Origin of the sequence: Streptomyces sp. NPDC088157 (assembly GCF_044741545.1) — a bacterium.
Taxonomy (GTDB): domain Bacteria; phylum Actinomycetota; class Actinomycetes; order Streptomycetales; family Streptomycetaceae; genus Streptomyces.
The window spans coordinates 79,196-101,655 of record NZ_JBIUSU010000012.1 but is presented as its reverse complement, the minus strand read 5'-3'; the positions used below and the strand labels follow the sequence as shown (position 1 = coordinate 101,655).

At 72.1% G+C, this 22,460-nt stretch carries 24 protein-coding genes; 12 read left to right on the top strand and 12 right to left on the bottom strand.

Going from position 1 to position 22,460, the window contains the following annotated elements; genetic code table 11:
- Positions 1-14 precede the first annotated feature (14 nt).
- The 3 genes from ACIPFH_RS37745 to ACIPFH_RS37735 form a co-directional block, all read right to left on the bottom strand.
- On the bottom strand, positions 15-770 hold the full coding sequence (locus ACIPFH_RS37745; RefSeq protein ID WP_401834012.1) for a prepilin peptidase: 756 nt from the start codon (positions 768-770) through the stop codon (positions 15-17).
- Positions 771-845: 75 nt separating this feature from the next.
- On the bottom strand, positions 846-2,597 hold the full coding sequence (locus tag ACIPFH_RS37740) for a serine/threonine-protein kinase (RefSeq protein ID WP_401833782.1): 1,752 nt from the start codon (positions 2,595-2,597) through the stop codon (positions 846-848).
- Positions 2,598-2,667: 70 nt separating this feature from the next.
- A complete protein-coding gene (locus ACIPFH_RS37735) occupies positions 2,668-3,516 on the bottom strand; it encodes a menaquinone biosynthesis protein (protein WP_359119997.1) in 849 nt (282 codons plus the stop codon).
- 288 nt (positions 3,517-3,804) lie between these two features.
- On the opposite strand from ACIPFH_RS37735, the gene ACIPFH_RS37730 reads away from it, so the two are divergent.
- The 7 genes from ACIPFH_RS37730 to ACIPFH_RS37700 all read left to right on the top strand — a co-directional run bounded on the left by ACIPFH_RS37730 (position 3,805) and on the right by ACIPFH_RS37700 (position 9,207).
- The gene (locus tag ACIPFH_RS37730) at positions 3,805-4,008 is read left to right on the top strand and encodes a cold-shock protein (protein ID WP_003974443.1); all 204 of its coding nucleotides are present in this window, start codon (positions 3,805-3,807) and stop codon (positions 4,006-4,008) included.
- 285 nt (positions 4,009-4,293) lie between these two features.
- Positions 4,294-5,073 carry a class I SAM-dependent DNA methyltransferase gene (locus ACIPFH_RS37725; protein ID WP_401833778.1) on the top strand — a complete coding sequence of 260 codons (780 nt, stop codon included), beginning with the start codon at positions 4,294-4,296 and terminating at the stop codon, positions 5,071-5,073.
- Positions 5,074-5,191: 118 nt separating this feature from the next.
- Positions 5,192-5,995: an alpha/beta fold hydrolase gene (locus tag ACIPFH_RS37720; RefSeq protein WP_401833777.1), complete on the top strand. Its 804-nt coding sequence runs from the start codon at positions 5,192-5,194 to the stop codon at positions 5,993-5,995.
- A complete protein-coding gene (locus ACIPFH_RS37715; RefSeq protein ID WP_401833774.1) occupies positions 5,995-7,284 on the top strand; it encodes a PP2C family protein-serine/threonine phosphatase in 1,290 nt (429 codons plus the stop codon). The genes ACIPFH_RS37720 and ACIPFH_RS37715 overlap by 1 nt, the downstream gene beginning before the upstream one ends.
- A complete protein-coding gene (locus ACIPFH_RS37710; RefSeq protein WP_401833773.1) occupies positions 7,281-7,634 on the top strand; it encodes an STAS domain-containing protein in 354 nt (117 codons plus the stop codon). The genes ACIPFH_RS37715 and ACIPFH_RS37710 overlap by 4 nt, the downstream gene beginning before the upstream one ends.
- 83 nt (positions 7,635-7,717) lie before the next feature.
- A complete protein-coding gene (locus ACIPFH_RS37705; RefSeq protein WP_401833770.1) occupies positions 7,718-8,251 on the top strand; it encodes a hypothetical protein in 534 nt (177 codons plus the stop codon).
- Positions 8,248-9,207, top strand: coding sequence for an aminoglycoside phosphotransferase family protein (locus tag ACIPFH_RS37700; protein ID WP_401833768.1), 960 nt, complete (start codon positions 8,248-8,250; stop codon positions 9,205-9,207). Before ACIPFH_RS37705 ends, ACIPFH_RS37700 begins: the two co-directional genes overlap by 4 nt.
- Before the next feature lie 25 nt (positions 9,208-9,232).
- Here ACIPFH_RS37700 and ACIPFH_RS37695 read toward each other — a convergent pair whose 3' ends face one another.
- On the bottom strand, positions 9,233-9,691 hold the full coding sequence (locus ACIPFH_RS37695; protein WP_401833766.1) for an ATP-binding protein: 459 nt from the start codon (positions 9,689-9,691) through the stop codon (positions 9,233-9,235).
- 120 nt (positions 9,692-9,811) lie between these two features.
- Here ACIPFH_RS37695 and ACIPFH_RS37690 point away from each other — a divergent pair, with 120 nt between their 5' ends.
- On the top strand, positions 9,812-10,681 hold the full coding sequence (locus ACIPFH_RS37690) for a helix-turn-helix domain-containing protein (protein ID WP_401833764.1): 870 nt from the start codon (positions 9,812-9,814) through the stop codon (positions 10,679-10,681).
- Positions 10,678-10,980 carry a DUF397 domain-containing protein gene (locus ACIPFH_RS37685; protein WP_401833763.1) on the top strand — a complete coding sequence of 101 codons (303 nt, stop codon included), beginning with the start codon at positions 10,678-10,680 and terminating at the stop codon, positions 10,978-10,980. The genes ACIPFH_RS37690 and ACIPFH_RS37685 overlap by 4 nt, the downstream gene beginning before the upstream one ends.
- A 5-nt stretch (positions 10,981-10,985) precedes the next feature.
- Here ACIPFH_RS37685 and ACIPFH_RS37680 read toward each other — a convergent pair whose 3' ends face one another.
- A complete protein-coding gene (locus ACIPFH_RS37680) occupies positions 10,986-12,071 on the bottom strand; it encodes a DUF5937 family protein (protein WP_401833761.1) in 1,086 nt (361 codons plus the stop codon).
- Between the two features lie 98 nt (positions 12,072-12,169).
- Here ACIPFH_RS37680 and ACIPFH_RS37675 point away from each other — a divergent pair, with 98 nt between their 5' ends.
- A complete protein-coding gene (locus tag ACIPFH_RS37675; RefSeq protein WP_401833759.1) occupies positions 12,170-13,447 on the top strand; it encodes an MFS transporter in 1,278 nt (425 codons plus the stop codon).
- On the opposite strand, the gene ACIPFH_RS37670 is transcribed toward ACIPFH_RS37675, so the two are convergent.
- The 3 genes from ACIPFH_RS37670 to ACIPFH_RS37660 form a co-directional block, all read right to left on the bottom strand.
- Positions 13,366-13,854: a hypothetical protein gene (locus ACIPFH_RS37670; protein ID WP_401833757.1), complete on the bottom strand. Its 489-nt coding sequence runs from the start codon at positions 13,852-13,854 to the stop codon at positions 13,366-13,368. The genes ACIPFH_RS37675 and ACIPFH_RS37670 overlap by 82 nt on opposite strands.
- 84 nt (positions 13,855-13,938) lie before the next feature.
- Positions 13,939-15,870 (bottom strand): AMP-dependent synthetase/ligase, encoded by a 1,932-nt coding sequence (locus tag ACIPFH_RS37665; RefSeq protein WP_401833755.1) that lies wholly within the window; start codon positions 15,868-15,870, stop codon positions 13,939-13,941.
- 210 nt (positions 15,871-16,080) lie between these two features.
- Positions 16,081-17,439, bottom strand: a complete 1,359-nt coding sequence (locus ACIPFH_RS37660) for an acetyl-CoA C-acetyltransferase (RefSeq protein ID WP_401833754.1) — start codon at positions 17,437-17,439, stop codon at positions 16,081-16,083.
- Between the two features lie 101 nt (positions 17,440-17,540).
- On the opposite strand from ACIPFH_RS37660, the gene ACIPFH_RS37655 reads away from it, so the two are divergent.
- Together ACIPFH_RS37655 and ACIPFH_RS37650 are read left to right on the top strand one after the other, a co-directional pair.
- The gene (locus ACIPFH_RS37655; RefSeq protein WP_401833752.1) at positions 17,541-18,926 is read left to right on the top strand and encodes a 3-oxoacyl-ACP reductase; all 1,386 of its coding nucleotides are present in this window, start codon (positions 17,541-17,543) and stop codon (positions 18,924-18,926) included.
- Positions 18,927-18,943: 17 nt separating this feature from the next.
- Positions 18,944-19,789: a MaoC family dehydratase gene (locus ACIPFH_RS37650; RefSeq protein WP_401834009.1), complete on the top strand. Its 846-nt coding sequence runs from the start codon at positions 18,944-18,946 to the stop codon at positions 19,787-19,789.
- Between the two features lie 207 nt (positions 19,790-19,996).
- Here the strand turns inward: ACIPFH_RS37650 and ACIPFH_RS37645 are convergent, their stop codons facing one another.
- The 4 genes from ACIPFH_RS37645 to ACIPFH_RS37630 form a co-directional block, all read right to left on the bottom strand.
- Positions 19,997-20,641 carry a TetR/AcrR family transcriptional regulator gene (locus ACIPFH_RS37645; protein ID WP_401833749.1) on the bottom strand — a complete coding sequence of 215 codons (645 nt, stop codon included), beginning with the start codon at positions 20,639-20,641 and terminating at the stop codon, positions 19,997-19,999.
- An 82-nt stretch (positions 20,642-20,723) separates the two neighbouring features.
- Positions 20,724-21,032 carry a DUF4229 domain-containing protein gene (locus ACIPFH_RS37640; RefSeq protein ID WP_356260705.1) on the bottom strand — a complete coding sequence of 103 codons (309 nt, stop codon included), beginning with the start codon at positions 21,030-21,032 and terminating at the stop codon, positions 20,724-20,726.
- 113 nt (positions 21,033-21,145) lie between these two features.
- Complete coding sequence (locus tag ACIPFH_RS37635) at positions 21,146-21,670, bottom strand: GNAT family N-acetyltransferase (RefSeq protein WP_401833746.1); 525 nt, start codon at positions 21,668-21,670, stop codon at positions 21,146-21,148.
- Between the two features lie 9 nt (positions 21,671-21,679).
- Positions 21,680-22,336, bottom strand: coding sequence for a UdgX family uracil-DNA binding protein (locus ACIPFH_RS37630; RefSeq protein ID WP_401833743.1), 657 nt, complete (start codon positions 22,334-22,336; stop codon positions 21,680-21,682).
- Between the last annotated feature and the right edge of the window lie 124 nt (positions 22,337-22,460).

Genomic DNA, 22,460 nt, shown 5'->3' with positions numbered 1-22,460 from the left:
CCGGCACCCGGACGTCAGGCCGCGTAGGCGCCGATCAGCAGTCCGGTCAAAGTCCCCGCGAGCATGAACGGCCCGAAGGCGATCATCGTCCTGCGTCCCGCCCGTCCCACGACGGCCAACACGCCGCCGTACAGCGCCCCGAGCAGGAACGCGGCGAACGTGCCCAGCATGACCGTCGCCCAGCCGTACCAGCCGAGGACGGCGCCCATCGAGAGCGCCAGCTTCACGTCGCCGTAGGCCATCCCGCCGGGGTTGACGAGGTGCAGCACGAGAAAGCCGCCGCCGAGGGCGAGCGCGCCCAGCAGGGCCTTCGTCCAGTCACCGGCGTGCTCGGGCAGCAGCGCGGCCGCGGCCAGCAGGAGGAGGGCGGCGGCCGCGAGCGGGAGGGTGAGCGGATCGGGCAGCCGGCGCACCCGCAGGTCGACGGCGGTCAGGAGCACCCCGGCCGGCGCGAGCAGCAGCCACACGGCGAGCTCGGGCCGGACGCCGGTGGCGGCGGCCAGCGCGGCACACACGAGAGCGGTGAGGAAGGTGAGGCGGAGGGCGCCCGGGGCGTCGGAGGGGGCGCCCGGCTCGGCACACCGTCCGCACCTCGCCCGTCCGAGCCACCCCCGGATCGGGTGCCCGGCCGGGCAGCTCGCCCGCCAGCCGCCGTCCCTCTCCTCCCACGGCACGGAGAAGCGGTGGACGGCCCGCGGCAGCAGCGCCCCCGCCATGGCGCCCCACAGCGCGGCGACGGCGATCAGCGCCAGGTCACCCGGAGGTGTCATCGACATCGACAGGGATCTCAGGGCCCCTTCCCTTCTCGCGCGGTCTCCTCGGCCGGGCCCGCTCCGCCACGCCCGCTACTCGACCTTCGACATCCGCGCCACGGGGTTGCCCTCCGCCGCGCTGTCCGAGGTGTAGGTCAGGTCGTCGCCGGTCGGGGTGAGCCGGATCGTGTGGGCCTCCGGATTGCAGCCACTGTGGTTGCTCTTCGCCCCGACCGAGGTGGCGACGACCTCCTTCCGCGTCACCTGCTTCAGCGTCAGAACGTCGAGACAGATGCCGCCGAGCACATCGGTCTGGCGCAGCTCCCCCAGCTTGTCGCCCACGTCGGCCCGTTGGACCGTCACCCGGAAGGTGCCCATCGGAAGCGTGCCGCCGAGGCCGCTGCCCTCGCCCTCCCAGGTCCCGACGTAGCGGGCCGGGAGCGCGCCGGCCGTCTCCGAGGCGGTCGGGCCGGAGCTGGAACCGCCGCTCGGGGCGGAGGCGCTCGGGGCGGAGCTCGAACCGTCCGCCGGCGCCGAGGAGTAGGCGTCGCTGCCGGAGGCCTCGTCGCGGTCGCCGTCGCCCGGCAGCAGGTGGAACACGAACACCGACCCGACCGTGACCGCCGCCATCGCCCCCGCGACCGCCAGCGCGACGGTGCAGCTCAGCCGTCGGCCGCGCCCGGCCTCCCCCGGAGTCGCGGTGGCGGCCACGGTGACGGAGACCTTGCCCGGCCGTTCGGCCGCGCGCGCCGCCGGCTCGGCGTCCCTCGGCGCGGGGACGAGACCTGGCTCGTCGACCGGAGTGACGGCACTCCCCGCGCCCCCGCCCATCACCGGTGGCGGCCCGAACTGCCCCAGCGCCGGCTCCCCCGTCGTCACCGCCGGACTGCTGAAACCCACCGGCCCGGACGCGACCGGTTCGGCCCCGGCCCCCGTCCCCTCCAGGTTCAGCAGTTGTACGGCGGTCCGCCCCAGCTGCTCCACCAGCGCGCCCGGCAGCCACCCGCCCGCCACCAGCCGGGCCGCGCCCTCGGGAGCGAGCCGCCGGGCCACCTCGGCGGGGGCCGGCCGGGCGGCCGGGTCCTTGGAAAGACAGGCCTCGACCACCGCCCGCAGTTCGCCCCGCAGCGCGCCCTCCGGCTCGCCCAGCTCCGGCTGCTCGTGAACGACCTTGTAGAGGAGGGCGGCCGAGGAGTCCCCGGGGAACGGCGGCCCACCGGTCGCCGCGTAGGCCAGGACCGCGCCGAGGGAGAAGACGTCGGCCGCGCCGGACGCGACCTTGCCGAGGATCTGCTCGGGAGCCATGTAGCCGGGCGAGCCGACCGAGACGCCGGTGGAGGTGAGCGAGGCCGTGCCGTCGGTCGCCCGGGCGATGCCGAAGTCGATCAGCAGCGGACCGTCCACCGTCAGCAGGACGTTGGACGGCTTCACGTCCCGGTGCACCAGACCCAGCTCGTGCACGGCTCCCAGCGCCTCCGCCAGGCCGGCGCCCAGGACCCGTACGGAGAACTCGGGCAGCGGCCCGCCGCCGGAGCCGACCGCCGCGGCCAGGGACGGGCCGGCCGCGTAACCCGTGGCGACCCAGGGCACCGCAGCCTCCGGGTCCGCGTCCAGGACCGGCGCGGTCCACGCGCCGCCGACCCGCCTCGCGGCCTCGACCTCGCGCCGGAAGCGGGCGCGGAACTCCTCGTCGAGCGCGAGGTGCGGGTGCACGATCTTCACGGCGACCGTGCGGCCGCCGACGCTGCGGCCCAGGTAGACACGGCCCATCCCGCCGGAGCCGAGCCGGCCGAGCAGCCGGTAGGGCCCCACGGTCGTCGGTTCGTCGACTCCGAGCGGCTGCATGGACGTCCACCCTCCCCCGAAAGGCGCCCCGCGGGGCGCCGTTGGACTCGGCAGCAGCGTAGTGCCGTGGCTACGGCCCGAGCAGCTCCACCTTGACGTCCGACGGGAAGCCCGTGGTCGGACCGACACGGCGGGCGAACTCGGTCACGGCCGCCAGCTGGGGCGCGCCGAAGCGGAAGTCGAGGGTGGTGAAGTACTGCTCGAGCACCCGCTCGTCGAACTCCTCCCAGCGGGCCGCCTGCTCGGCGACCTTGCCGACCTCGTCGAGCGAGAGGTTGCGGGACTCGATGAACGCCTCGTGGACCTGACGGGTGATGACCGGCTCACGCTCCAGGTACTCCCGGCGGGCCGCCCACACCGCGAAGACGAACGGCAGCCCGGTCCACTCCTTCCAGAGCGACCCGAGGTCGTGCACCTGCAGACCGAACTTCGGCCCGTCCAGCAGGTTGGCCCGCAGCGCCGCGTCGCCGATGAGCACGGCCGCCTCGGCCTCCTGCATCATCAGGCTCAGGTCGGGCGGGCAGGTGTAGTAGTCGGGCCGGACGCCGAAGCGGTCGGCCAGCAGCAGCTGGGCCAGGCGCACGGAGGTGCGGGAGGTCGACCCGAGGGCGACCCGGGCGCCGTCCAGCTCCTCCAGCGGGACCTGGGAGACGATCACGCAGGACATCACCGGGCCGTCGCAGCCGACGGCGATGTCGGGGAAGGCGACCAGGTCGTCGGCGTTCTTGAGGAACTCGACGAGAGTGATGGGCCCGATGTCGAGGTCGCCCCGGACCAGTCGCTCGCTGAGTTTCTCCGGGGTGTCCTTCGTCAGCTCGAAGTCGAGGAGGGTGCCGGTTCTCGCGAGCCCCCAGTAGAGGGGCAGGCAGTTGAGGAACTGGATGTGGCCGACGCGCGGCCGGGTGCGGGAATTGTCCACATCGCGAGGCTAGACCCCATCGGATACCGTGGGCACTCCACCCCCTCGGTCAACCTCTTCTACGGATCTTCAAACATCCGGGTGACGTGATCTTGACCTCTATTGCTTTCGGCTGCCTGCATGCTAGGCTCGCCGCAAGTTGCAGTTTGGTTTCCCTTGCAGTACAGAGCCTGCGGAGCATGTAACCGCGGGCTCTCGTCGTTTTCAGACGTATGCAGTTGTGCGGCACTTGCTTTCACGCTTGCAGGGTTCTGGAGCAGGGCAACCCTTTGGGCCCAAGGAGGGCTTATGGCTACCGGAACCGTGAAGTGGTTCAACGCCGAAAAGGGCTTTGGCTTCATCGCCCAAGAAGGCGGCGGCCCCGACGTCTTCGTCCACTACTCCGCGATCAACGCGCAGGGTTTCCGCTCGCTCGAGGAGAACCAGCAGGTCTCCTTCGACGTGACGCAGGGCCCGAAGGGTCCCCAGGCGGAGAACGTCACCCCCGTCTGATCTCCATACCCTGAGATCGCAAGTCTGAGAGCAGTACCCAAGGAGCCCTGTGCCGTACGGCACGGGGCTCCTGCCTTTTTGCCCGCCTGCCTTTGCCCGCCTGCCTTTGCACTCCGGCCGTCCCCCCGCGACCTCTACCCTCCACCCTCCGGGCGTGCCCCCCGCCGACCTCACACGTGCTGCGTCATGGTGGTGCCGACGGCGACGGTGACGGGGGTTCCGCGTGCGATGGGTGTGGCGTAGAACCGCCCCCGCTGTCAGTGGCGGCTCCTAGGCTCCCCGCCCATGACCGACACCACGGACCCCAACTCCACCACGCCGGACCCCGCCTCGTCCGGGACACCGGACCCGGCCGCCATCGCCCCGGGGGCACCCTCGGCCGCCCCCGGGCCCGTCACCGTCGTCCCGGAGACCGCCTCCGCCGTCCCCGGCTTCGTCGCCGCCACGCGCACCTTCTACGACGCCATCGCCGAGGACTACGCCGAGCGCTTCCGTGACGAGCTGGTGGCCAGGCCGCTGGAGCGGGCCGTGCTCACCGCCTACGCCGAGCTCGTCGGCCCCGGGGGCCGGGTGGCGGACCTCGGGTGCGGTCCCGGCCGGTCGACGGGGTTCCTGGCCTCGCGCGGGCTCGACATCTGCGGGCTCGACCTGTCGGATTCGATGCTGGCGATCGCACGGCGGGAGAACCCGGAGATCCGGTTCGAGCAGGGCTCCATGCTGGAGCTGGACTTCGCCGACGGGAGTCTGGCGGGCGTCGTCTCCTTCTACTCGTCCATCCACACCCCTGTGGACGAGCTGCCGGGCCTCTTCGCCGGGTTTCACCGCGTGCTCGTTCCCGGCGGCCATCTCCTCCTCGCCTTCCAGGTCGGCGACGAACCGCGCCACTACGACCGGCCGTGGGGCCACCCGGTCGCCATCGACTTCGAACGACGCCGCCCAAAACGGATGGCCGAGCTGCTCACGGCGGCCGGGTTCGCGATGGTGTCGCGCACGGTGCGGGAGCCGGCCGCCGACCTCGGCGAATCGGTCCCGCAGGCCTTCCTCGTCGCCCGCAAGCCCTCCTGACCGCCGGTAAGGCCTTCTGATCAGCGCCGGCCGGCCGCGCCGGATGCCCGAGTCCTGGGATTGGGGTGACACGGGACGGGTACCGGAGCGGCCGGCGAGTTTTGGGAAACTGGTGAGTATGGACATCGAGCGCAGGAACAACGTCAGCGTCACCGGTAACCCGCAGGGGCCGACGGTGGTGCTGGCGCACGGGTTCGGCTGCGATCAGAACATGTGGCGGCTCACCGTGCCCGCTCTGGCCGATGAGTACCGGGTGGTGCTGTTCGACTACGTGGGGTCGGGCCGCTCGGACCTGTCCGCGTTCTCGGAGGACCGTTACAGCTCCCTCGACGGCTACGCGCGGGACGTGGTGGAGGTGTGCGAAGCGCTCGACCTGCGTGACGCCGTGTTCGTGGGGCACTCGGTCAGTTCGGTGATCGGGGTACTGACCGCCGGCCTCGCTCCGGAGCGCATCGGGGCGCTGGTGATGGTCGCCCCGTCTCCCCGTTACATCGACTCGGACGGCTACCGGGGCGGGTTCAGCGCGGAGGACATCGACGAGTTGCTGGGATCGCTGGAATCCAACTACCTGGGCTGGTCGGCGGCCATGGCACCGGTGATCATGGGGAACCCGGAGCGACCCGAGCTCGGCGCGGAGCTGACGAACAGTTTCTGCGCCACCGACCCGGAGATGGCGCGCGTCTTCGCCCGGACCACCTTCCTGTCGGATTCGAGGGACGACCTGAAGAACGTGAGCGTGCCGACGCTGGTGCTCGAATGCGCCCAGGACGTCATCGCCCCCCGGGAGGTCGGCGCCTTCGTCCACCAGGCGATCCCCGGCTCGACGCTGATCACGCTGGACGCCACCGGGCACTGCCCGCACCTGTCCGCGCCCGAGGCCACCAACGAAGCGATCACCACGTTCCTGGCAGGCCTGCGGTGATGTGCCGCACCGGACAGCAGTGCGGCCCGGGTGACGCCGGCGACGGAAAGACGTCGGACGCGACGTTCGCCGCGCTGCTGGAGGACAGTGCCGAGGAGTTGTACGAGAGCGCGCCGTGCGGATACCTGTCCACGCTGATGGACGGCACCATAGCCAAGATCAACAACACCCTGCTGGGCTGGCTCGGCCTGGAGCGGGAGGCGGTGGTCGGGCGGATGCGGTTCACCGACCTGCTGACCGTGGGCGGCAGGCTGTACCACGAGACGCACTTCGCGCCGCTGCTGCGGATGCAGGGCAGGATCGGCGGTATCGCCCTGGAGATGAAGCAGGCCGACGGCGCCCGGACGCCGGTGCTGGTCTCCTCCGTGGTCAAGCACGGAGCCACCGGCGAGCCGTTGCTGATCCGCACCACCGTCTTCGACGCCCGGGACCGCCGCGCCTACGAGGAGGAACTCCTGCGCGGCCGGCAGGCGGCCGAGGAAGCGCGCAGACAGGCCGAGGCCGACCGCGCCCGCCTCCAGGAGGCCCTCGCCGTGCTCCAGCAGTCGCTGCTGCCCGCCGCCCTGCCGCCGGTGCCCGGGATGGAGACGGCCGCGCACTACCACACGGCCTCCCCCGACCGGCTCGGCGGCGACTTCTACGACGTCTTCCCCGTCGACGGCAAACGCTTCGCCTTCTTCCTCGGCGATGTCTGCGGCAAGGGCCCCCAGGCGGCCGCCGTCACCTCACTGACCCGCTACACGCTGCGGGCCGCCGCCGTGCACGACTCCGACCCCGTCTCCGCGCTGGCGACGCTCAACCAGGTCCTCCACGAGCGCTACTCCGGCAGCGGTGATCCGCGCTACTGCACCGCCGTCTTCGGCGTCCTCGAACCGGACCCCGCGACCGGACAGGTCGCCGTCCGCCTGGCCTCGGGCGGCCATCCGCCGGTGCTCGTCCTGCGGGCCGACGGCACGGCCGACTTCCTCCCCACCCCCGGGGGCCTCCTCGTCGGCGTGCTGCCCGACGCGCGGTTCGTCACCGCGACCACCGTCCTCGCCCGCGGCGACACCCTCCTGCTCTACACCGACGGCCTCACCGAAGCCCGTACCGGTGAGGACCGCGGCAGCCTGTACGGGGACGAGGCGCTGCGCGCCTTCGCCGCCGAGCACGCAGGCCGGTCCCCGCGGGCCGTCGTCCAGGCCCTGATCGGCCTGCTGGACGACTTCGGGGACGGCCTCGACGACGACACCGCCCTGCTCGCCCTCGGCGTCCCCGCCGCCGACCCGGCCACGAAGAACACCCGGTGAGCCCGCTGAAGATCGCCGCCCGAGACGTCGCGACCGGCCCCGTCCTGGAGATCCTCGGCGACCTCGACTTCGCCCACGCCGGCCAACTGCGCGGCCTGCTGCCCACACTCGCCCTCCGGCCGGGCCAGCGCCTCATCCTGGACCTGGCCGGCATGGAGTTCTGCGACTCCAGCGGCATCACCGCGCTGATCGCCGCCCACCACCACGCCCTCGCGGCCCAGGCGGACATCGCGCTCGCCGGCGTCCCGGCCAACACCCTGCGCATCCTGCGCGTCGTCGGCCTCGACCAGATCTTCCCCGTCCACCCCGACAGCGAGGCGGCCGCCCGGGACACCCGGCCCGGCCACTGACGTCGGCAGGCCCCCGGCCCGGCCGCCCGGCACAGTCACACGAATGAGTTGAACGGGTTCAAAAAATCTGCGAGGGTCCAGCCATGAGATGGCCCCGGGGAAGTGCGGCACTCGCCGTGTCCATGGCGTTGGCGTCCACGGCCGCGCTGAGCGCGTGCACCGCCGGTCCGGCCGGCCCCTATCAGTACTACAACGGCACCGACCTGCACGACGCCACGGTGGCCGAGGCCTCGGGGACATGGGAGGGCGCCGAGGAGACACGGCTGACGCTGCGACCCGACGGAACGGCCTCCCTCCATCTGCTCGACGGCCAGGACTTCGACTTCGACGACGCCTGGCGCGTGACCGGTTCCGGAACCTGGAAGCTCACCGACCCCTCCGGCGGCCAGCGGGTCCGGCTCTCCATGACGACCCGGACAGCGGTCGGGACACGCGCCGTCACACCCGCGCCCACGGCGTCGCCCGACGTGCCCTCGACGTACACCTGGCAGTTGTACATGGACCGCGACGCGCACAAGAAGCTGGTGCTGTTCTTCTTCTTCGGCGATCCCGACAGCGGCAGCACCTACCTGCTGACGCACACCGCCGCGGGCGATCCCGGCACAATGGGGTCATGATCGAGGTACCGCAGGCCTTCGTGCGCAGTACCGTCCGGCGGGAGGGGGAACCCGGCGCCAGGTGGGCCGAGGGCCTTCCCGCGCTGGTGGGCGAGTTGCTCGACCGCTGGGGCTGCCTGCCCGACGGTGACGTCGTGCACGGCGGCGTCGGGATCGTCGTGCCCGTGCTGCGCCAGCCCGACGGGACCCCAGCCGTGATCAAGGTGTCCTTCCCGCATCCGGGCAACGTCCACGAACCCGACGCCTTCGCCGCCTGGGGCGGGCAGGGGGCCGTGCGGCTCTACGAGCGGGACGACCCGCGCTTCGCGATGCTGCTGGAGCGGGTACGGGCGTCGTCCCTCGCCGAGGTCGAGGACACCGACGAGGTCGCCCTCGTCGCCGGGCGGATCAGCCGACGGCTCGCCGTCCCCGCCCCGGACGGCCTACCCCGGCTGGCTGACCTGGCCGACGGGTGGAAGCGGCAAATCATCGCCGACCAGGCCGAGTTCACTCACGCCCTGCGCCCTCGTACCGTCGACGTCGCCCTGGACACCGTACGAGAACTCGGGCGCGGCCGGTCCGTCCTGCTCGTCCACGGGGACCTGCACGCCCGCAACATCCTGCGCGCCGACCGTGAGCCGTGGCTCGCCGTCGATCCGAAGGGGTGGGCGGGGGATCCCGCGTACGACGGAGGCACCCTGCTCAAGCCGCTGATCTTCGGACACGTCATGCGGCATGGCGACGGCGATCTGCGCCGGGTCGCCCACCGCATCCTGGACACCTTCGCCGAAGCCGCCGGGCTCGACCGCGAACGCACCCGCCGATGGGCGCAGTTCCATCTCGTCCAGGCCGCCTTCCACGGGCGGCGACACGGCTTCCGGATCGCCCGCGAGGGCCCACGCCTCGCCCTCGTCACCCAGCTCGTGGACCTGCTGGCGGAGACGCTCACTCCGTATCGCCACCCGTCGCACCCCTAGGGTCTCGCTCGGGCTCCTCTCGGGTTCATCTCCGGCCGTGGAGCGGCAGCTCGGCCCAGACCGTCTTGCCGACCTCCCGCTCCGCGACACCCCACGTGCGGGCCAGCACCCGGACGAGGATCAGGCCCCGGCCGCCCTCCTCCTGCGGGTTCGTGACGATCCGCAGTTGCCGGTCCGCGCGGGCGTCGCTCACCTCGACACGCAGCGTGTCCTCCGGGAGCAGTCGGAGCCGCAGCTCGAAGTCCCGGCCCGGGACGCGTCCGTGCGTGACGGCGTTGGCGGCGAGCTCCGCGACCACCTGCTGCGCGGTGTGGTTGGCGTCGCTGCCGTGCGGGTGCCCCCAGGCGGTGAGCTGGTGACCCGTGAGGCGACGGGCCAGCCGGGCTCCACGCGGCGTCGCGCTGAGGCGCAGGGTCAGTTCACCGAGAGGGGTGTCCAGGGAGGATTCCCGGGTGGAGATCTGGGTCGAGATTTCGGAGTTCACCTGACTGAGCGTGGCCGGTTGTCCCTACTCTGACCAGGAGCGGCTCGGCGACTCTGCGTAGTTGTACGGCTGCGGTGCGGCAGGCGTACGGGTCGTCGGCCGTGACCACGGAGGCGGAGGGTGGTGGCGAAAGTGACGGACGACCGCAGGCCGGAGACACCGGCGGAGGCCGACGGCACGACAGGGCTGTTCACGGCCCTGGGCAAGATGCTGAAACTGCTGCGGGAGCGCAAGGGACTCACGCAGAAGGAGTTCGGGGAGCTGGTGGGGTACGGGCCGGACGCGATCTCCGCGATGGAGCGGGGCGTGCGGACGATCCGGCCCGAGGTGCTGGAGAAGGCGGATGAACTGCTCGATTCCGGGGGCCTGTTCAAGGAGGCGATTCCCGAGGTCCGGGAGGCGATGAGCCGGGTGCGGACGCGGCACCCGGAGTGGTATCGGAGTTATGCGGCACTGGAGGCGGAGGCCGTTGAGCTGCACTTCTATGCCAACCAGGGGGTGCCTGGCTTGTTGCAGACCAAGGAATACGCGTGGGCGATGTTCTCCCGCAGACGGCCGCTGCTCGACGAGGAGACGATCGAGAAGCGCGTGGCCGACCGGCTGTCACGCCAACAGGTCCTGGATCGTTGGCCTTCACCAACCGTCAGCTACGTGCTCGAAGAAGTCGTGCTGGATCGGCCCATCGGCGGGCGGGTCGTCCGGGAGGAGCAGCTGAAGCAGTTGCTGCGCCTCGGCGACCGGCGGAACGTGGAGATCCAAGTGATGCCGACCAGAATCGAGAATCACCCCAATATGGGCGGCGCGTTCAATTTGCTGACACCCAAGAAGCACCCGCAGGTGGCATACACGGAAGTCCAGGGATACCCCCGCTTGATCACCGACCTCCAAGAGGTCCGAACGATCGCGGACCGCTATGGAATCATGCGGGCAATTGCTCTGCCGCCCGAGGATTCCCGGGCGTTGATCGAGATGAAGCTGGAGGAGCTATGAGCGGCGAGGAACTGACCTGGTTCAAGTCCAGTTACAGCGATGGCGAAGGCGGCGAATGCATTGAAGTCGCCTACTCATGGCGCAAGTCGACGTACAGCGGCGGCGAAGGCGGCGAATGCCTGGAAGTGTCCTATCCCTGGCGCAAGTCGACGTACAGCGACGGCGAGGGTGGCGATTGCGTGGAAGTCGCCGTCTGCCCCCGGATCATCCACGTCCGTGACTCCAAGAACCCCGACGGTCCCCGCCTCTCCCTCGCCACCGGCGCCTGGGCCGAGTTCCTCGCCCACGCCGTGAAGTAGTCGCCTCAGCGCAGCACCGCCCCCAGCAGGTCGGACCCCAGTGCGGTCAGGCCGGGCAGGTCGAGGGTGTAGCGGACGTAGCGACCGTGCCGTCGGGCCGTGAGCAGGCCCGCGCGGCGCAGCACGGTGAGGTGGCGGGAGACCTCCGGGGGTGTGAGGTCCCAGGCGTGGGCCAGCTCACGGTTGGTGTGCGGGCCGCGGGCCAGGTTGCGCAGCAGCCGCAGCCGTACCGGGTGGGCGAGTGCCTCCAGCCGTAGGGTGACCGTCTCCAGCGATACCGGCTCCGCCGGACTCGGCTCGCCCACCGGGTACTGCACCACCGGCTGCCACCCGGGCGCGTGGACCGCCACCAGGTGCGGGCGGCCGAAGACGCTGGGGATGAAGGTGACCCCGGTGCCGTGGGCGGTGGTCGCCTTGTCCTGCAACTTGTCGACGATGATGCAGTCGCCGTCCGGTGCCAGGGTGACCGCGTCGGAGACCGACGCGAGTGCGGCCCCGACACCCTGGCGCTTCAGCAGGTCGTTCTTCAGGCGCAGGTCGGTGGCGAGTCGCACGGCGACGCCCGCCCAGGCGGCGTCGAAGAAGGCCTCGGCGCACTGTTCGAGGGTGTCGCGCACCCGCGCCCGCACGGCGGCCGGGTCCGTGAGCAGCCGTTCCGCGAAGGCCTCCTGCAGCGCGCCGCGGGACTGGGCCAGGTCCAGGGCACGTTCGCGCGCACTCGCGTCGGTGAGCGGCGACCGCGTGCCGAAGTGGACCCGGTTGCTGCCGCACGTGGTGACGAGCGCGGCGGTCACATACCTCTCGTCGTCGATCCGGTCCACGTCGTCCAGCTCCTCGGCGAGGGTCGGCCGGGGCCGGGCGGGGATCAGGAAGTCCGCCTGTGAGGAACGCCAGAGGAACTCCGCCTCCCGCAGCCGCTCGGCCAGCTCCGGCCGCAGCCCGGTCCAGACGTCCCCGGCCCAGTCGGCGAGCTGCGGATGGTGCCCGGGTTCCACCAGCACGTGCAGCATCGCGGTCAGCTCGGCCAGCGGAGAAGCGGCGAACCGCAGTCGCTCGGACGGCAGGCCGCTGATGTCGATCCTCAACGTCATCCCTCATCATCACCGACCGGACGGCCGACGACGGCGTCGGTTGACGGTCTGCGTCAACCGACGTGCCGGGCCGGGCGGTTGAACTCACCGTTGCCGCCATGGCAACCACCACCAAGATCCGGCCCCGCGCCCTCGTCCGAGCCTCCGGCGGTCCCCGCTATGCCGTCGCCCTGACCGTGGACGCGCTCGGCACCGGCATGCTGCGACCCTTTCTGCTGCTCTACGGGGTGACGGTGCTGAGGCTGTCCGCGCCGGTCACCGGCATCGCCATGACGGTCGGCGTCGTCGTGGGCCTGGTGTGCATGCCCGCGGTGGGCCGATGGCTGGACCGGGGCGCACGCAGCACCGTCGTGGCGGCGTCGATGCTGGTGCGGGTGCTGGGTGTGGCGCTGCTGCTGGCCACCCCGGCGGGGGACGCCTGGCTGTTCGCGACGGCGGCGCTCGTCCTCGGCGTCGGCAACCAGGCCTGGCCTGCCGCCCACGCCGCTCTCGTGGCCACCGTCGCCCACGGCCGGGAACGCGACACCGCTCTGGCGGCAGGCCGAGCCCTGCGCAACGCCGGACTGGGCACGGGCGCGCTCCTCGCCACCGCGTGCCTGGCGGGCGGCACCACCGCGTTGCAGACGCTGGCAGCCGTCACCGGGCTCGCCTATCTGGCGGCGGCGGGCTTGGCGTGGTCGGTCCACCTGCGCGCGGATCCGGCCGCGTTCCCGGCCGGGGACAGAGCCGACGAGCCCACCCCCGCCCCTCGGATGCGCGCGCTGCTGGCCGCCAACGTGGTCTACGCGTTCTGCCTCAACGTGCCGGAGATCGCGCTCCCCCTGGTGTTGGTGACCCGGTTGCACGCGTCCCCGGTGTGGTCGGCGGCCATCTTCGTGGCCAACACGGTGCTGGTGGTCACCTTGCAGGTTCCGGTCACCGTCCTGATGTCCCGCTTCTCCCGGCGGAGCGTGCTGGCTCTGGCCGGGGTGGTGCTCAGCGCGTCCTACCTCGGCTTCCTCGCGGCCACCTCGCTGGGACACGGGTGGGGCGCCCCGGCCGTCGCCGTGGTGTCCGTGGTCTGCACGCTGGGCGAGATCGTCTATGCCGGCAGCGCCACCGCGCTCGTCACCGTCCTCGCCCCGGCCCGCGTCCTGGGACGCACCCTCGCCCGCTTCGAGCTGTCCACGGGTTTCGGCCTCGCCGTCTCCCCGGCGGTCATCACCGCCCTCGCACCCCACGGCCCGGCCGCGCTCTGGGGCGGCCTCGCCGGTGCGACGCTGCTCTCCGCCACCGCCGTCGCCACCGAGAGGGATCAGGAAACGCCCAGGGAATCCGGAGCCGGGCCCATCGGATCCTCCGCCGCCACCGCCGGGGAGCCCAGCGCCGTCTCGTAGGCCTTCCGCTCGAAGACGAACGGGCCCAGGGGCAGTTCGCCCCACTCTTCGCGCTCCGGGTAGTGGAAGGCGGACCAGGTGACCGTCGTGGGGGTCACCGCGACGCGCGCCATGAGGGGCCAGCACTGCCAGATCCCGCAGGGGCAGCCGAGGAGCGGGGTCCGGTCGGCCGTACGCAGAAACGGGTTCTCGGTGAAGTCGAGAACGCCCAGCCCGCCGTGCTGTCGCCAGATCAGCTCGGCCGACTCCCGCTCCTGGTCCTCGAACTGGCCCCGCAGTTCGGGTCGCCACAGCTCACGCGTCGCCCAGGCCGTGTGAGCGCGCAGGTCGACGCCGTCGACGCGGACGCCCCAGACCGGGTCGGGGCCGTCGTCCCCCGGGTGGTGGAAGAACTCGATGCCGTTCACGAGCCGTATGCTCCCCGGCCGGGGTCCGCCCCGCGAATCCTTTACCCCCTCCACCCCGTCCACCCCGTCTCGCGCCCGTCGCGTCTACCGCGTCTGCTGCTCGTACAGGCCCTCCACCTGTTCCGCGAAGTCCCTCAGGACCGCCTCGCGGCGGAGTTTCATCGAGGGGGTGAGATGGCCGGCGTGCTCCGAGAAGTCCGTCGGGAGGATGGCGAACCGGCGGATGGACTCCGGCCGGGAGACCAGCTTGTTGGCCTCTTCGATCGCGCGCTGGAGTACTGCCTTCAGGTCGCCGTCGTCCACCAGCAGCTCCACCGGGACCGGGTGCTTGCCGTTCATCTGACGCCAGTGGGTGAGCCCGTCCGGGTCGAGGGTGAGGAGGACGGAGACGTAGGGGCGGCCGTCGCCGAGGACCATGGCCTGGGAGATCAGGGGGTGGGAGCGCAGCCAGTTCTCCAGCGGCGCGGGGGCGACGCTCTTGCCGCCCGCCGTGATGATCATCTCCTTCTTGCGGCCGGTGATCGTCAGATAGCCCTCGTCGTCCAGTTCGCCGAGGTCGCCGGTGGCCAGCCAGCCGTCGGGGGCGGCGGGGACGACTCCCCCGGCCGCCGGGTCCCAGTAACCCCGCAGGACGTGTTCGCCGGCGATCAGGATCTCGCCGTCCGCCGCTATGCGGATCTTCGTGCCCGGCAGGGGCCAGCCCACCGTTCCCAGACGGGGTTTCAGCGGCGGGGTCACCGTGGACGCGCCCGTGGTCTCCGTCAGGCCGTAGCCCTCGTAGATCTCGATGCCCGCGCCGAGGTAGAAGGCGGAGAGGCGTTGGCCCAGGGGGGAGCCGCCGCAGATGGCGTGACGGACGCGGCCGCCCATGGCGTTGCGGATGCGGCGGTAGACGAGCGGGTCGTACAGGGTGCGGGCGGCGCGGAGGGTGGTCGCCGGGCCGGAACCGGCGCCGGTCTTCTGGGCCTCGACCGCCTCGCCGTAGCGGCGGGCCACGTTGACGGCCCGGTCGAAGGAGGACAGCTTGCCGCCCGCCTCGGCTTTCGCGCGGGCGGTGTTGAAGATCTTCTCCAGCATGTACGGGATGGCCAGCAGACAGGTCGGTCTGAAGGCCGCCAGGTCCGGGAGGAGTTCGTCGGCCTTGAGGCTCGGGGCGTGGCCGAGGCGGACGCGGGCGCGGACGCAGGCGATGGCGACCATGCGGCCGAAGACGTGGGACATGGGGAGGAAGAGGAGGACGGAGAGGTCCTCGCCGCCCGACTTGAAGACCGGGTAGAGGAGTTCGATCGCGTTGTCCACCTCGGCGAAGAAGTTGCCGTGGGTGAGCGCGCAGCCTTTGGGGCGGCCCGTGGTGCCGGAGGTGTAGATGAGGGTGGCCAGCGTGTCCGGGACCAGCATCCCCCGGCGGATCTCGACCTCCGCGTCCGGTACGTGCTCGCCCGCGTCGATCAGCCGGTCCACATGCCCTTTCTCCATGACCCACAGGTGGCGGAGGTCGGGCAGCCGGTCGAGTTCGGGGCCCAGGGTCGCGGCCTGTCCCGCCGTCTCGGTGACCAGGGCGACCGCACCCGAGTCATGGAGGATCCAGCGGGTCTGGAAGACGGAGGAGGTCGGGTAGATGGGTACGGTGACCAGGCCGGCCGCCCAGGCCGCGAAGTCGAGCAGCGTCCATTCGTAGGTCGTGCGGACCATGATGGCGAGCCGGTCGCCGGGCACGAGGCCCTCCGCGATCAGTCCTTTGGCCACCGCGTGGACCTGGGCGGCGAAGCGTTCGGCCGTGATGTCCGTCCACTCGCCGTCCGGGCCCTTGCGGCTGAGGACCACCGACTCGGGGGCGGTGGCCGCGTTGTCGTAGGGCAGATCGGCGAGCGATCCGTACGTCACCGGGCGCGCGAACGGTGGTACGGACGCCTCCCGTACCACGCCGTCCAGTCTTCGTGTCTCGGGTTCCACCAGGGTGGGGGGAGCGTCGGGGTCGGCGTAGGCCGAACCGGTATCTGGATACGGCGTGGACACGGGCAGCTCCCTGGGCGTGCAGCGACGAAACTGCTTGCTGCATGACGTACGTGCCTCGCCTACCGAGGCGTTCAACCGGGATGCCCCCTAAGGCAGGGGTTACCGCCAGTTAGGTAGGGGATCGTACGGCGCGCACGTGTGGGGCTTGTGCGTGTTCGGGGATGTTCCGGGGCTGGGAATGTGCAACCTCGGGGTTTATGTGAGGAATCTTCACGTTCGTTCCAGAATCGCGGTGACCCCCTGCCCGCCCGCCGCGCAGATCGAGATCAACCCCCGTGCGGGGCCCTCCCGTTCGGCGAGCAGTTTGGCCAGGGTCGCCACGATGCGGGCACCGGTCGCCGCGAAGGGGTGACCGGTGGCGAGGGAGGAGCCGACGACGTTCAGGCGGTCGCGGTCGACCGGCGCCAGTCCCTGCTTCTCCCAGGCCGCGAGCGTCGCCAGCACCTGGGAGGCGAAGGCCTCGTGGATCTCGAACAGGTCGAAGTCCTCGATGCCCAGACCGGCCCGCTCCAGCATGCGCGGCACAGCGTACGCGGGCGCCATCAGCAGCCCGTCCTCGCCGTTCGCGACATCGCCGCGTACGAAGTCGACGGCCGCCGTCTCGTAGGCCGTCAGGTAGGCGAGCGGCTCCAGACCGCGCGCCTCGGCCCACTCCTCGGAGGCGAGGAGCACGACCGCGGCGCCGTCCGTGAGCGGCGTCGAATTGCCCGCCGTCATGGTCGGGGCGGGGCCGTCGGTGCCGAACACCGGCTTCAGCGTGGCCAGTTTCTCCACCGTCGAGTCCGGGCGCAGGTTCTGGTCGCGGGCCAGGTCGTGGAACGGGACGACCAGGTCACCGAAGAAGCCGCGCTCGTAGGCGGCCGCGAGCCGCTGGTGGCTGGTGGCCGCCAGTTCGTCCTGGGCCTCGCGTTCGACGCCCCAGGCGCGGGCGGTGACAGCCGCGTGCTCGCCCATGGACAGACCGGTGCGCGGTTCGGCGTTGCGCGGGATTTCGGGGATCAGGTGAGCGGGGCGGATCTGCGCGAGCGCCTTGAGGCGGGCGCCCGTCGACTTCGCCCGGCGGGCTTCGAGGAGGATGCGGCGCAGGCGGTCGTTGACACCGAGCGGGGCGTCGCTCGCGGTGTCGGCGCCGCCCGCGATCGCGGACTCGGTCTGGCCGAGGGCGATCTTGTTGGCGGCGGCGATCACGGCCTGGAGGCCGGTGCCGCAGGCCTGCTGGATGTCGTAGGCGGGGGTGCGGGCGTCCAGCTTCGAGCCGAGCACGGTCTCGCGGGCGAGGTTGAAGTCCCGGCTGTGCTTGAGGACGGCTCCGGCGACGAACTCGCCCACGACGCCGGGCACATCGAGCGCGTACCGGTTCACGAGCCCGTTCACGGCCGCCGTCAGCATCTCCTGGTTGGAGGCGGTGGCGTAGGGGCCGTCGGAGCGGGCGAAGGGGATGCGGGTGCCGCCGACGATCGCCACCCGGCGGACGCGCGGGAGTTCGGGACGGGATTGCGGCGCGCCGCTCCCGGCGACTTTCAGGTGACTTACCCGCTGGCTCGCCCGTGACGGCTCCGAGGTACTCATCTCGACCTGCTCCTCATCCGTGACCTAGACTTACCCACGGTAACCTTACTCCAGAGTAAGCACCCGGTACGTCGTGTGCGCCGAGCCCGTGGGAGATCATCATGGCCGACCGCTATCTGAGCTTCACCGCCACCGCACCCGGTCGCCTCCTCGCCCGGCGGCTCGGGCTCCCACAACCGGCGGCGCTCAGCCGATGGACGGCCGAACGGCCCGCCCTGGAAGGCCACTTGACGCACCTCACGGCCGGCGGCCCGACCGCGCTCGACCTCGCGCCGGTGCTGGCCCGCACCGGGCTGCCCGCCGAACCCACCGGCTCCGCGAGATCCACCGGAGCCAAGGGGTCCGGGGGACCCACGGCATCCTCCGGCCCCGCCGCCGTCGTCCTCGACGCGACCGGTGTCCGTGACGTCGACGCGCTCGCCGAGGTGCACGCGGCCCTGCACCCGGTCGTGCGGTCGGTCGCGGCGAGCGGGCGGATCGTCGTCCTGGGCGCGCCCCTGGACGCCCGCGACCACCACCAGGCGGCCGTACAGCAGGCCCTGGAGGGGTTCGTGCGGTCTCTCGGCAAGGAGATCGGGCGGGGCAGGACGGTGAACCTGGTCCGGCTGACCGACGCGTCCGCCGCCGAGTCCACCCTGCGCTTCCTGCTCTCCCCCAAGTCGGCGTACGTCAGCGGCCAGGTGATCGGGGTGGGGACCGAGGCGGCCGAGGAGGTCGCGGGGTCCCCGGGGTCCGACGGCCCCGTCGACTGGGCGCTTCCCCTCGCCGGCCGCACCGCGCTCGTCACCGGCGGCGCCCGCGGGATCGGCGAGGCCGTCGCGGAGACGCTGGCCCGGGACGGCGCCCATGTCGTCGTACTGGACGTGCCGCAGGCCGAGGAGGACGCCCGCCGGGTCGCCGCGCGGCTGGGCGGCAGCGCCCTCACGCTCGACATCACGGCCGCCGACGCCGGCGAGCGGATCGCCGCCGAGCTCCCCGACGGGCTGGACGTGCTGATCCACAACGCCGGGATCACGCGGGACCGGCGGCTGGTCAACATGCCCGCCGACCGCTGGAGCCCGGTGCTCGACGTCAACCTGGCGAGCGTGCTGCGCACCACCGACGCACTGCTCGCCAAGGGCGCCCTGCGGGCGGGCGGGCGGATCGTGGCCACCGCCTCCATCGCCGGGCTCGCGGGCAACGCGGGGCAGACGAACTACGGCGCGAGCAAGGCGGGCGTCGCCGGTCTGGTCCGGTCCCTCGCGCCGCGCGCGCTCGCCGAGCACGGGGTCACGGTGAACGCGGTGGCACCGGGCTTCATCGAGACGAGGATGACGGCCGCGGTGCCGTTGTTCATCCGTGAGGCGGGCCGCCGGATGAACTCCCTAGCGCAGGGAGGACTGCCCGTCGACGTCGCCGAGACGACCGCCTGGCTCGCCCATCCGGCGTCCGGCGCGGTGAACGGCCAGGTCGTGCGGGTGTGCGGCCAGAGCCTGCTGGGGGCGTAGTGACCGGCGTCGTGATCATGCTGTCCGGGCCGCCGTCCCTCGGTCCGCTGCTCGCCCTCGGCGCGCTGCGCTCGCCGTTCAAGCGGCCCCGGCCGGGTGTCGTGTTCTCCGGCACCGGTGACCGCCTCGTCCTGCCCGACCTGCGGGTGGACCTGGGCCGGCTGGCCGCCTACGAGCGGGTCTGCGGCTTCCCGACCGGCGAGGACTCCCTGCCGCTCACCTACCCCCACGTCCTGGGCTTCCCGCTGGCCATGCGGATCATGAGCGGCGGCGGCTTCCCCCTCCCGCTGCTCGGCCTCGTCCACACGTCGATCGAGATCACCCGCCACACCGCCCCGGCAGCCACCGGCGCCTACGAACTCACCGTGTACGTCGAGCGGTTGGCCGCCCATCGGCGCGGGACGGAGGCGGTCGTGGTGACGGAGCTGCGGGAGCGCGACGCGGTCGTGTGGGAGTCGACGAGCACGTATCTGGCCCGGCACCGTACCGAGTCCGTTCCCGCCGCCGAGGCCCCGCCGGCCCGGGAGCCCGTCCCGGTGCTCGACGAATGGCGGCTCGCCGCCGACGTGGGGCGGCGCTACGGCGCCGCGTCGGGCGACCGCAACCCGATCCACCTGCACCCGCTGACCGCCCGCCTGTTCGGCTTCCCGCGGGCCATCGCGCACGGCATGTGGACCGTGGCCCGCTGCCTCGCCGCGCACGGCAGCCCACCGGCGGTGCGCGTACGGGCGGAGTTCCGGGCGCCGGTCCTGCTGCCGGGCACGGTGGCCTTCGCGTCGGACGGCGCACGCTTCGAACTGCGCGGGCCGGGAGAGGCGGGACGGGTGCATGTGAGCGGGCGGGTGGACCCCCTCACGCCGTGACCGGCTCGACGGCCGTCCGGGTCGCGTGACCGGCCCGCCGTCGGCCGTCCGCACCCCGTGACCGGCCCCGTCAGCCGTCCGCACCCCGTGACCGGTGTCGTCGGCCGTCCGGTTCGCGTGACCGGTGGCGTCGGCCGTCGGCGTCCCATGACCGGCCCGTCGGCCGTCGGCGTCCCGTGACCGGATCCGTCGGGCCCGCTTGGCGTGTCAGGGTTCCGGTGGGGACCAGGGGCGGTTGTTCATGAGGTTGCCGAGGCCCGCCCAGGCGAAGTTCATCAGGGTCGCCGCCGCCTGGCGGGCCGTGGTGCCGTCGGCGGTGTTGGCCCAGGCGGCGAGGGACTCGGCGGCGCCGACCAGCGCCTCGGCGAGCCCGGCGACCTCGCGTTCGGGGAGATCGGGGTCGCGGTGGGCCTCCCTGGCCGCGACCACGATCAGCTGGGTGACGAACGCGACGATCTCCTCGCGCATCGCCGCGACCTCGGCGGCGAACGGCTCGCCGTGCGTGCGGGCCTGGAGATGCAGGACCGACCAGGCGTGCGGGTGCTCGGCGGTGTGCGCGAAGAACGCCAGCAGGCCGTCCCAGAGTTGGCGGTCGGCGGGCAGATCGGTGTGGACGCCGGTGCGCACCGCCGCGACCAGCGCCTTGGCCTCGCGCCGGATGCAGGCGGTGAAGAGGTCTTCCTTGGAGTTCAGGTACAGGTACACCAACGGCTTTGACACGCCCGCGAGTTCGGCGATCTCGTCCATCGACGCGGCCATGTACCCGCGGCGGCCGAAGGTCTCCACGGCGGCGTCCAGCATCTGCTGCTCACGGACCGCACGCGGCATCCGCTTGGTCTTCACGGCACCCATGGGCACAGCGTAGTTGGGCCCGACCCGGCCCGCCTCGCCCGATGGGGAGGCCACCCCGCCGACGGGGAGGCCGCGGCGCGGACTAGGAGGTCTGCGCCTGGCCCTGGGAGTGCGCAGCCTCGTCGACCGTGGCGTCCTCCTGGGACCGGTTGGCCTCCAGGTTGGCCTTCATGCGGTCCACCCGCTGCACGACGTGCACCGAGGCGCGGTCGCGCTCCTTGCGCAGCACCACGAAGCTGATCGGCGCGGAGATCACCAGCGAGAGGAGGAGGACCCACATGATGTTGGAGTCGCCGAGGCCGCGGGGGATGACGCCCGAGTAGACGAGACCCCAGACGACCACGAGGCAGCCGGCGAAGACACCGAGGCGCATCAGTGTGTAGCGGAGCATGTCAATCCACTCTTCCGATTCCAAAGGGGGCCGTCATCCAGTGAAGCACGCCGGTGCCCCGATCTTGCAGCGGGGTGTGAGGGGTCGGAGCGGTCACGTCGGGGCACATCGGCTCACGTCAGGGGCAGCAGCATGATGATGTCGTCGCGGTCGTCGTCCGGCGCGACCCGGATGGCGCCGGGGACGCGGCCGACCTCCTTGTAGCCGCAGGAGCCGTAGAAGTGCTCCAGGCCGAGTCCGCCGCGGCAGGTGAGCCGGATCGCGTCGATGCCGTCGAAGGCCCGGGCCTCCTCGGCGGCGGCCCCCAGCAGGTCACGGCCGTAGCCCCTGCCCTGGTGCCGGGGATGCACCATCACCGTGTACAGCATCACCCAGTGGGTCTGGAGCCGGTGCGTGTTGAAGCTGAAGAACGCGGTCGCGGCGACCTCGCCGGCCGTGTCGTGTCCGACGAGCAGCCGGGTGCGGCCCTCGGCCATCTGGACGAGGTGGCGGACCAGTTCCGGCCGGACCGTCTCGCGCTCCACCGGCGGCACGAAGCCGACGGCTCCGCCCGCGTTGGAGACGTCCGTCCACAGGTCGAGGATGCCGTCACGCAGGGCGGGGGTGACGGCGGGATCCAGAGTGAAGGTAAGGGACACGCAAGGATGCTAATCCTTACCGCGATCCTTCGACAGGACCCGCGCCGCCGTTCTCAGATCCTGGACCAGCCCCTGGTAGGCGCCCTCGCGGTCGTCCGCGCGCAGGACCGACGAAGGATGGACCGTGGGTACCAGTCGCTCGGGCCGGCCGTGGATCTCCTCCTCCAGGACCGTGCCGCGTACCTCACCCACCCGGAACGAGGAGCCGAGAAGCGCCTTCCCCGCTGTCGCGCCGAGCACGACGATCAGCTCCGGCTCGACGACCGCCAGCTCGGCCGCCAGCCAGGGCGAGCACGCGGACATCTCCCGCAGGTTCGGCGCCTTGTGGATCCGGCGCTTGCGCGGCTCGGCCCGGGTGAACTTGAAGTGCTTGACCGCGTTGGTGACGTACGCCTCGCCCGGGTCGATGCCCGCCTCCGCCAGGGCCCGGTCGAGCAGCTTGCCCGCCGGGCCCACGAAGGGTTTCCCCTGCTGGTCCTCCTGGTCGCCGGGCTGCTCTCCCACGAGCATCACGCGGGCTTCCGCACTGCCCGCGCCGAACACGGTCCGGGTCGCGTCCCGGTGCAGAGGGCACCCCCGGCAGTCGGCGGCGGCGCGACGGAGAGCGGGAAGACCACCGCGCGCCGGGACGAAGGGTTCAGCGGTGTAGTCGTCCTCGGGAGCCATGCCGGACGAGTACCCATGGCGACAGAAGTGTCCCGGCCCGGGGGGCGCGGGGCTGTCTCGACAGCGGCTCCGCCGCGTGGGCGCGACCGGCCCCCACGCGGCGCAGCCGGAATACGACCCGCCC

What these genes read in the sequence shown, in the direction of transcription:
- ACIPFH_RS37660 (WP_401833754.1), bottom strand. Translation starts at nt 17,439, where the DNA reads ATGAGTACCTCGGAGCCGTCACGGGCGAGCCAGCGGGTAAGTCACCTG.
- ACIPFH_RS37715 (WP_401833774.1), top strand. Translation starts at nt 5,995, where the DNA reads ATGTGCCGCACCGGACAGCAGTGCGGCCCGGGTGACGCCGGCGACGGA.
- ACIPFH_RS37745 (WP_401834012.1), bottom strand. Translation starts at nt 770, where the DNA reads ATGACACCTCCGGGTGACCTGGCGCTGATCGCCGTCGCCGCGCTGTGG.
- ACIPFH_RS37640 (WP_356260705.1), bottom strand. Translation starts at nt 21,032, where the DNA reads ATGCTCCGCTACACACTGATGCGCCTCGGTGTCTTCGCCGGCTGCCTC.
- ACIPFH_RS37700 (WP_401833768.1), top strand. Translation starts at nt 8,248, where the DNA reads ATGATCGAGGTACCGCAGGCCTTCGTGCGCAGTACCGTCCGGCGGGAG.
- ACIPFH_RS37720 (WP_401833777.1), top strand. Translation starts at nt 5,192, where the DNA reads ATGGACATCGAGCGCAGGAACAACGTCAGCGTCACCGGTAACCCGCAG.
- ACIPFH_RS37630 (WP_401833743.1), bottom strand. Translation starts at nt 22,336, where the DNA reads ATGGCTCCCGAGGACGACTACACCGCTGAACCCTTCGTCCCGGCGCGC.
- ACIPFH_RS37740 (WP_401833782.1), bottom strand. Translation starts at nt 2,597, where the DNA reads ATGCAGCCGCTCGGAGTCGACGAACCGACGACCGTGGGGCCCTACCGG.
- ACIPFH_RS37675 (WP_401833759.1), top strand. Translation starts at nt 12,170, where the DNA reads ATGGCAACCACCACCAAGATCCGGCCCCGCGCCCTCGTCCGAGCCTCC.
- ACIPFH_RS37680 (WP_401833761.1), bottom strand. Translation starts at nt 12,071, where the DNA reads ATGACGTTGAGGATCGACATCAGCGGCCTGCCGTCCGAGCGACTGCGG.
- ACIPFH_RS37655 (WP_401833752.1), top strand. Translation starts at nt 17,541, where the DNA reads ATGGCCGACCGCTATCTGAGCTTCACCGCCACCGCACCCGGTCGCCTC.
- ACIPFH_RS37650 (WP_401834009.1), top strand. Translation starts at nt 18,944, where the DNA reads ATGCTGTCCGGGCCGCCGTCCCTCGGTCCGCTGCTCGCCCTCGGCGCG.
- ACIPFH_RS37725 (WP_401833778.1), top strand. Translation starts at nt 4,294, where the DNA reads ATGACCGACACCACGGACCCCAACTCCACCACGCCGGACCCCGCCTCG.
- ACIPFH_RS37730 (WP_003974443.1), top strand. Translation starts at nt 3,805, where the DNA reads ATGGCTACCGGAACCGTGAAGTGGTTCAACGCCGAAAAGGGCTTTGGC.
- ACIPFH_RS37645 (WP_401833749.1), bottom strand. Translation starts at nt 20,641, where the DNA reads ATGGGTGCCGTGAAGACCAAGCGGATGCCGCGTGCGGTCCGTGAGCAG.
- ACIPFH_RS37705 (WP_401833770.1), top strand. Translation starts at nt 7,718, where the DNA reads ATGAGATGGCCCCGGGGAAGTGCGGCACTCGCCGTGTCCATGGCGTTG.
- ACIPFH_RS37685 (WP_401833763.1), top strand. Translation starts at nt 10,678, where the DNA reads ATGAGCGGCGAGGAACTGACCTGGTTCAAGTCCAGTTACAGCGATGGC.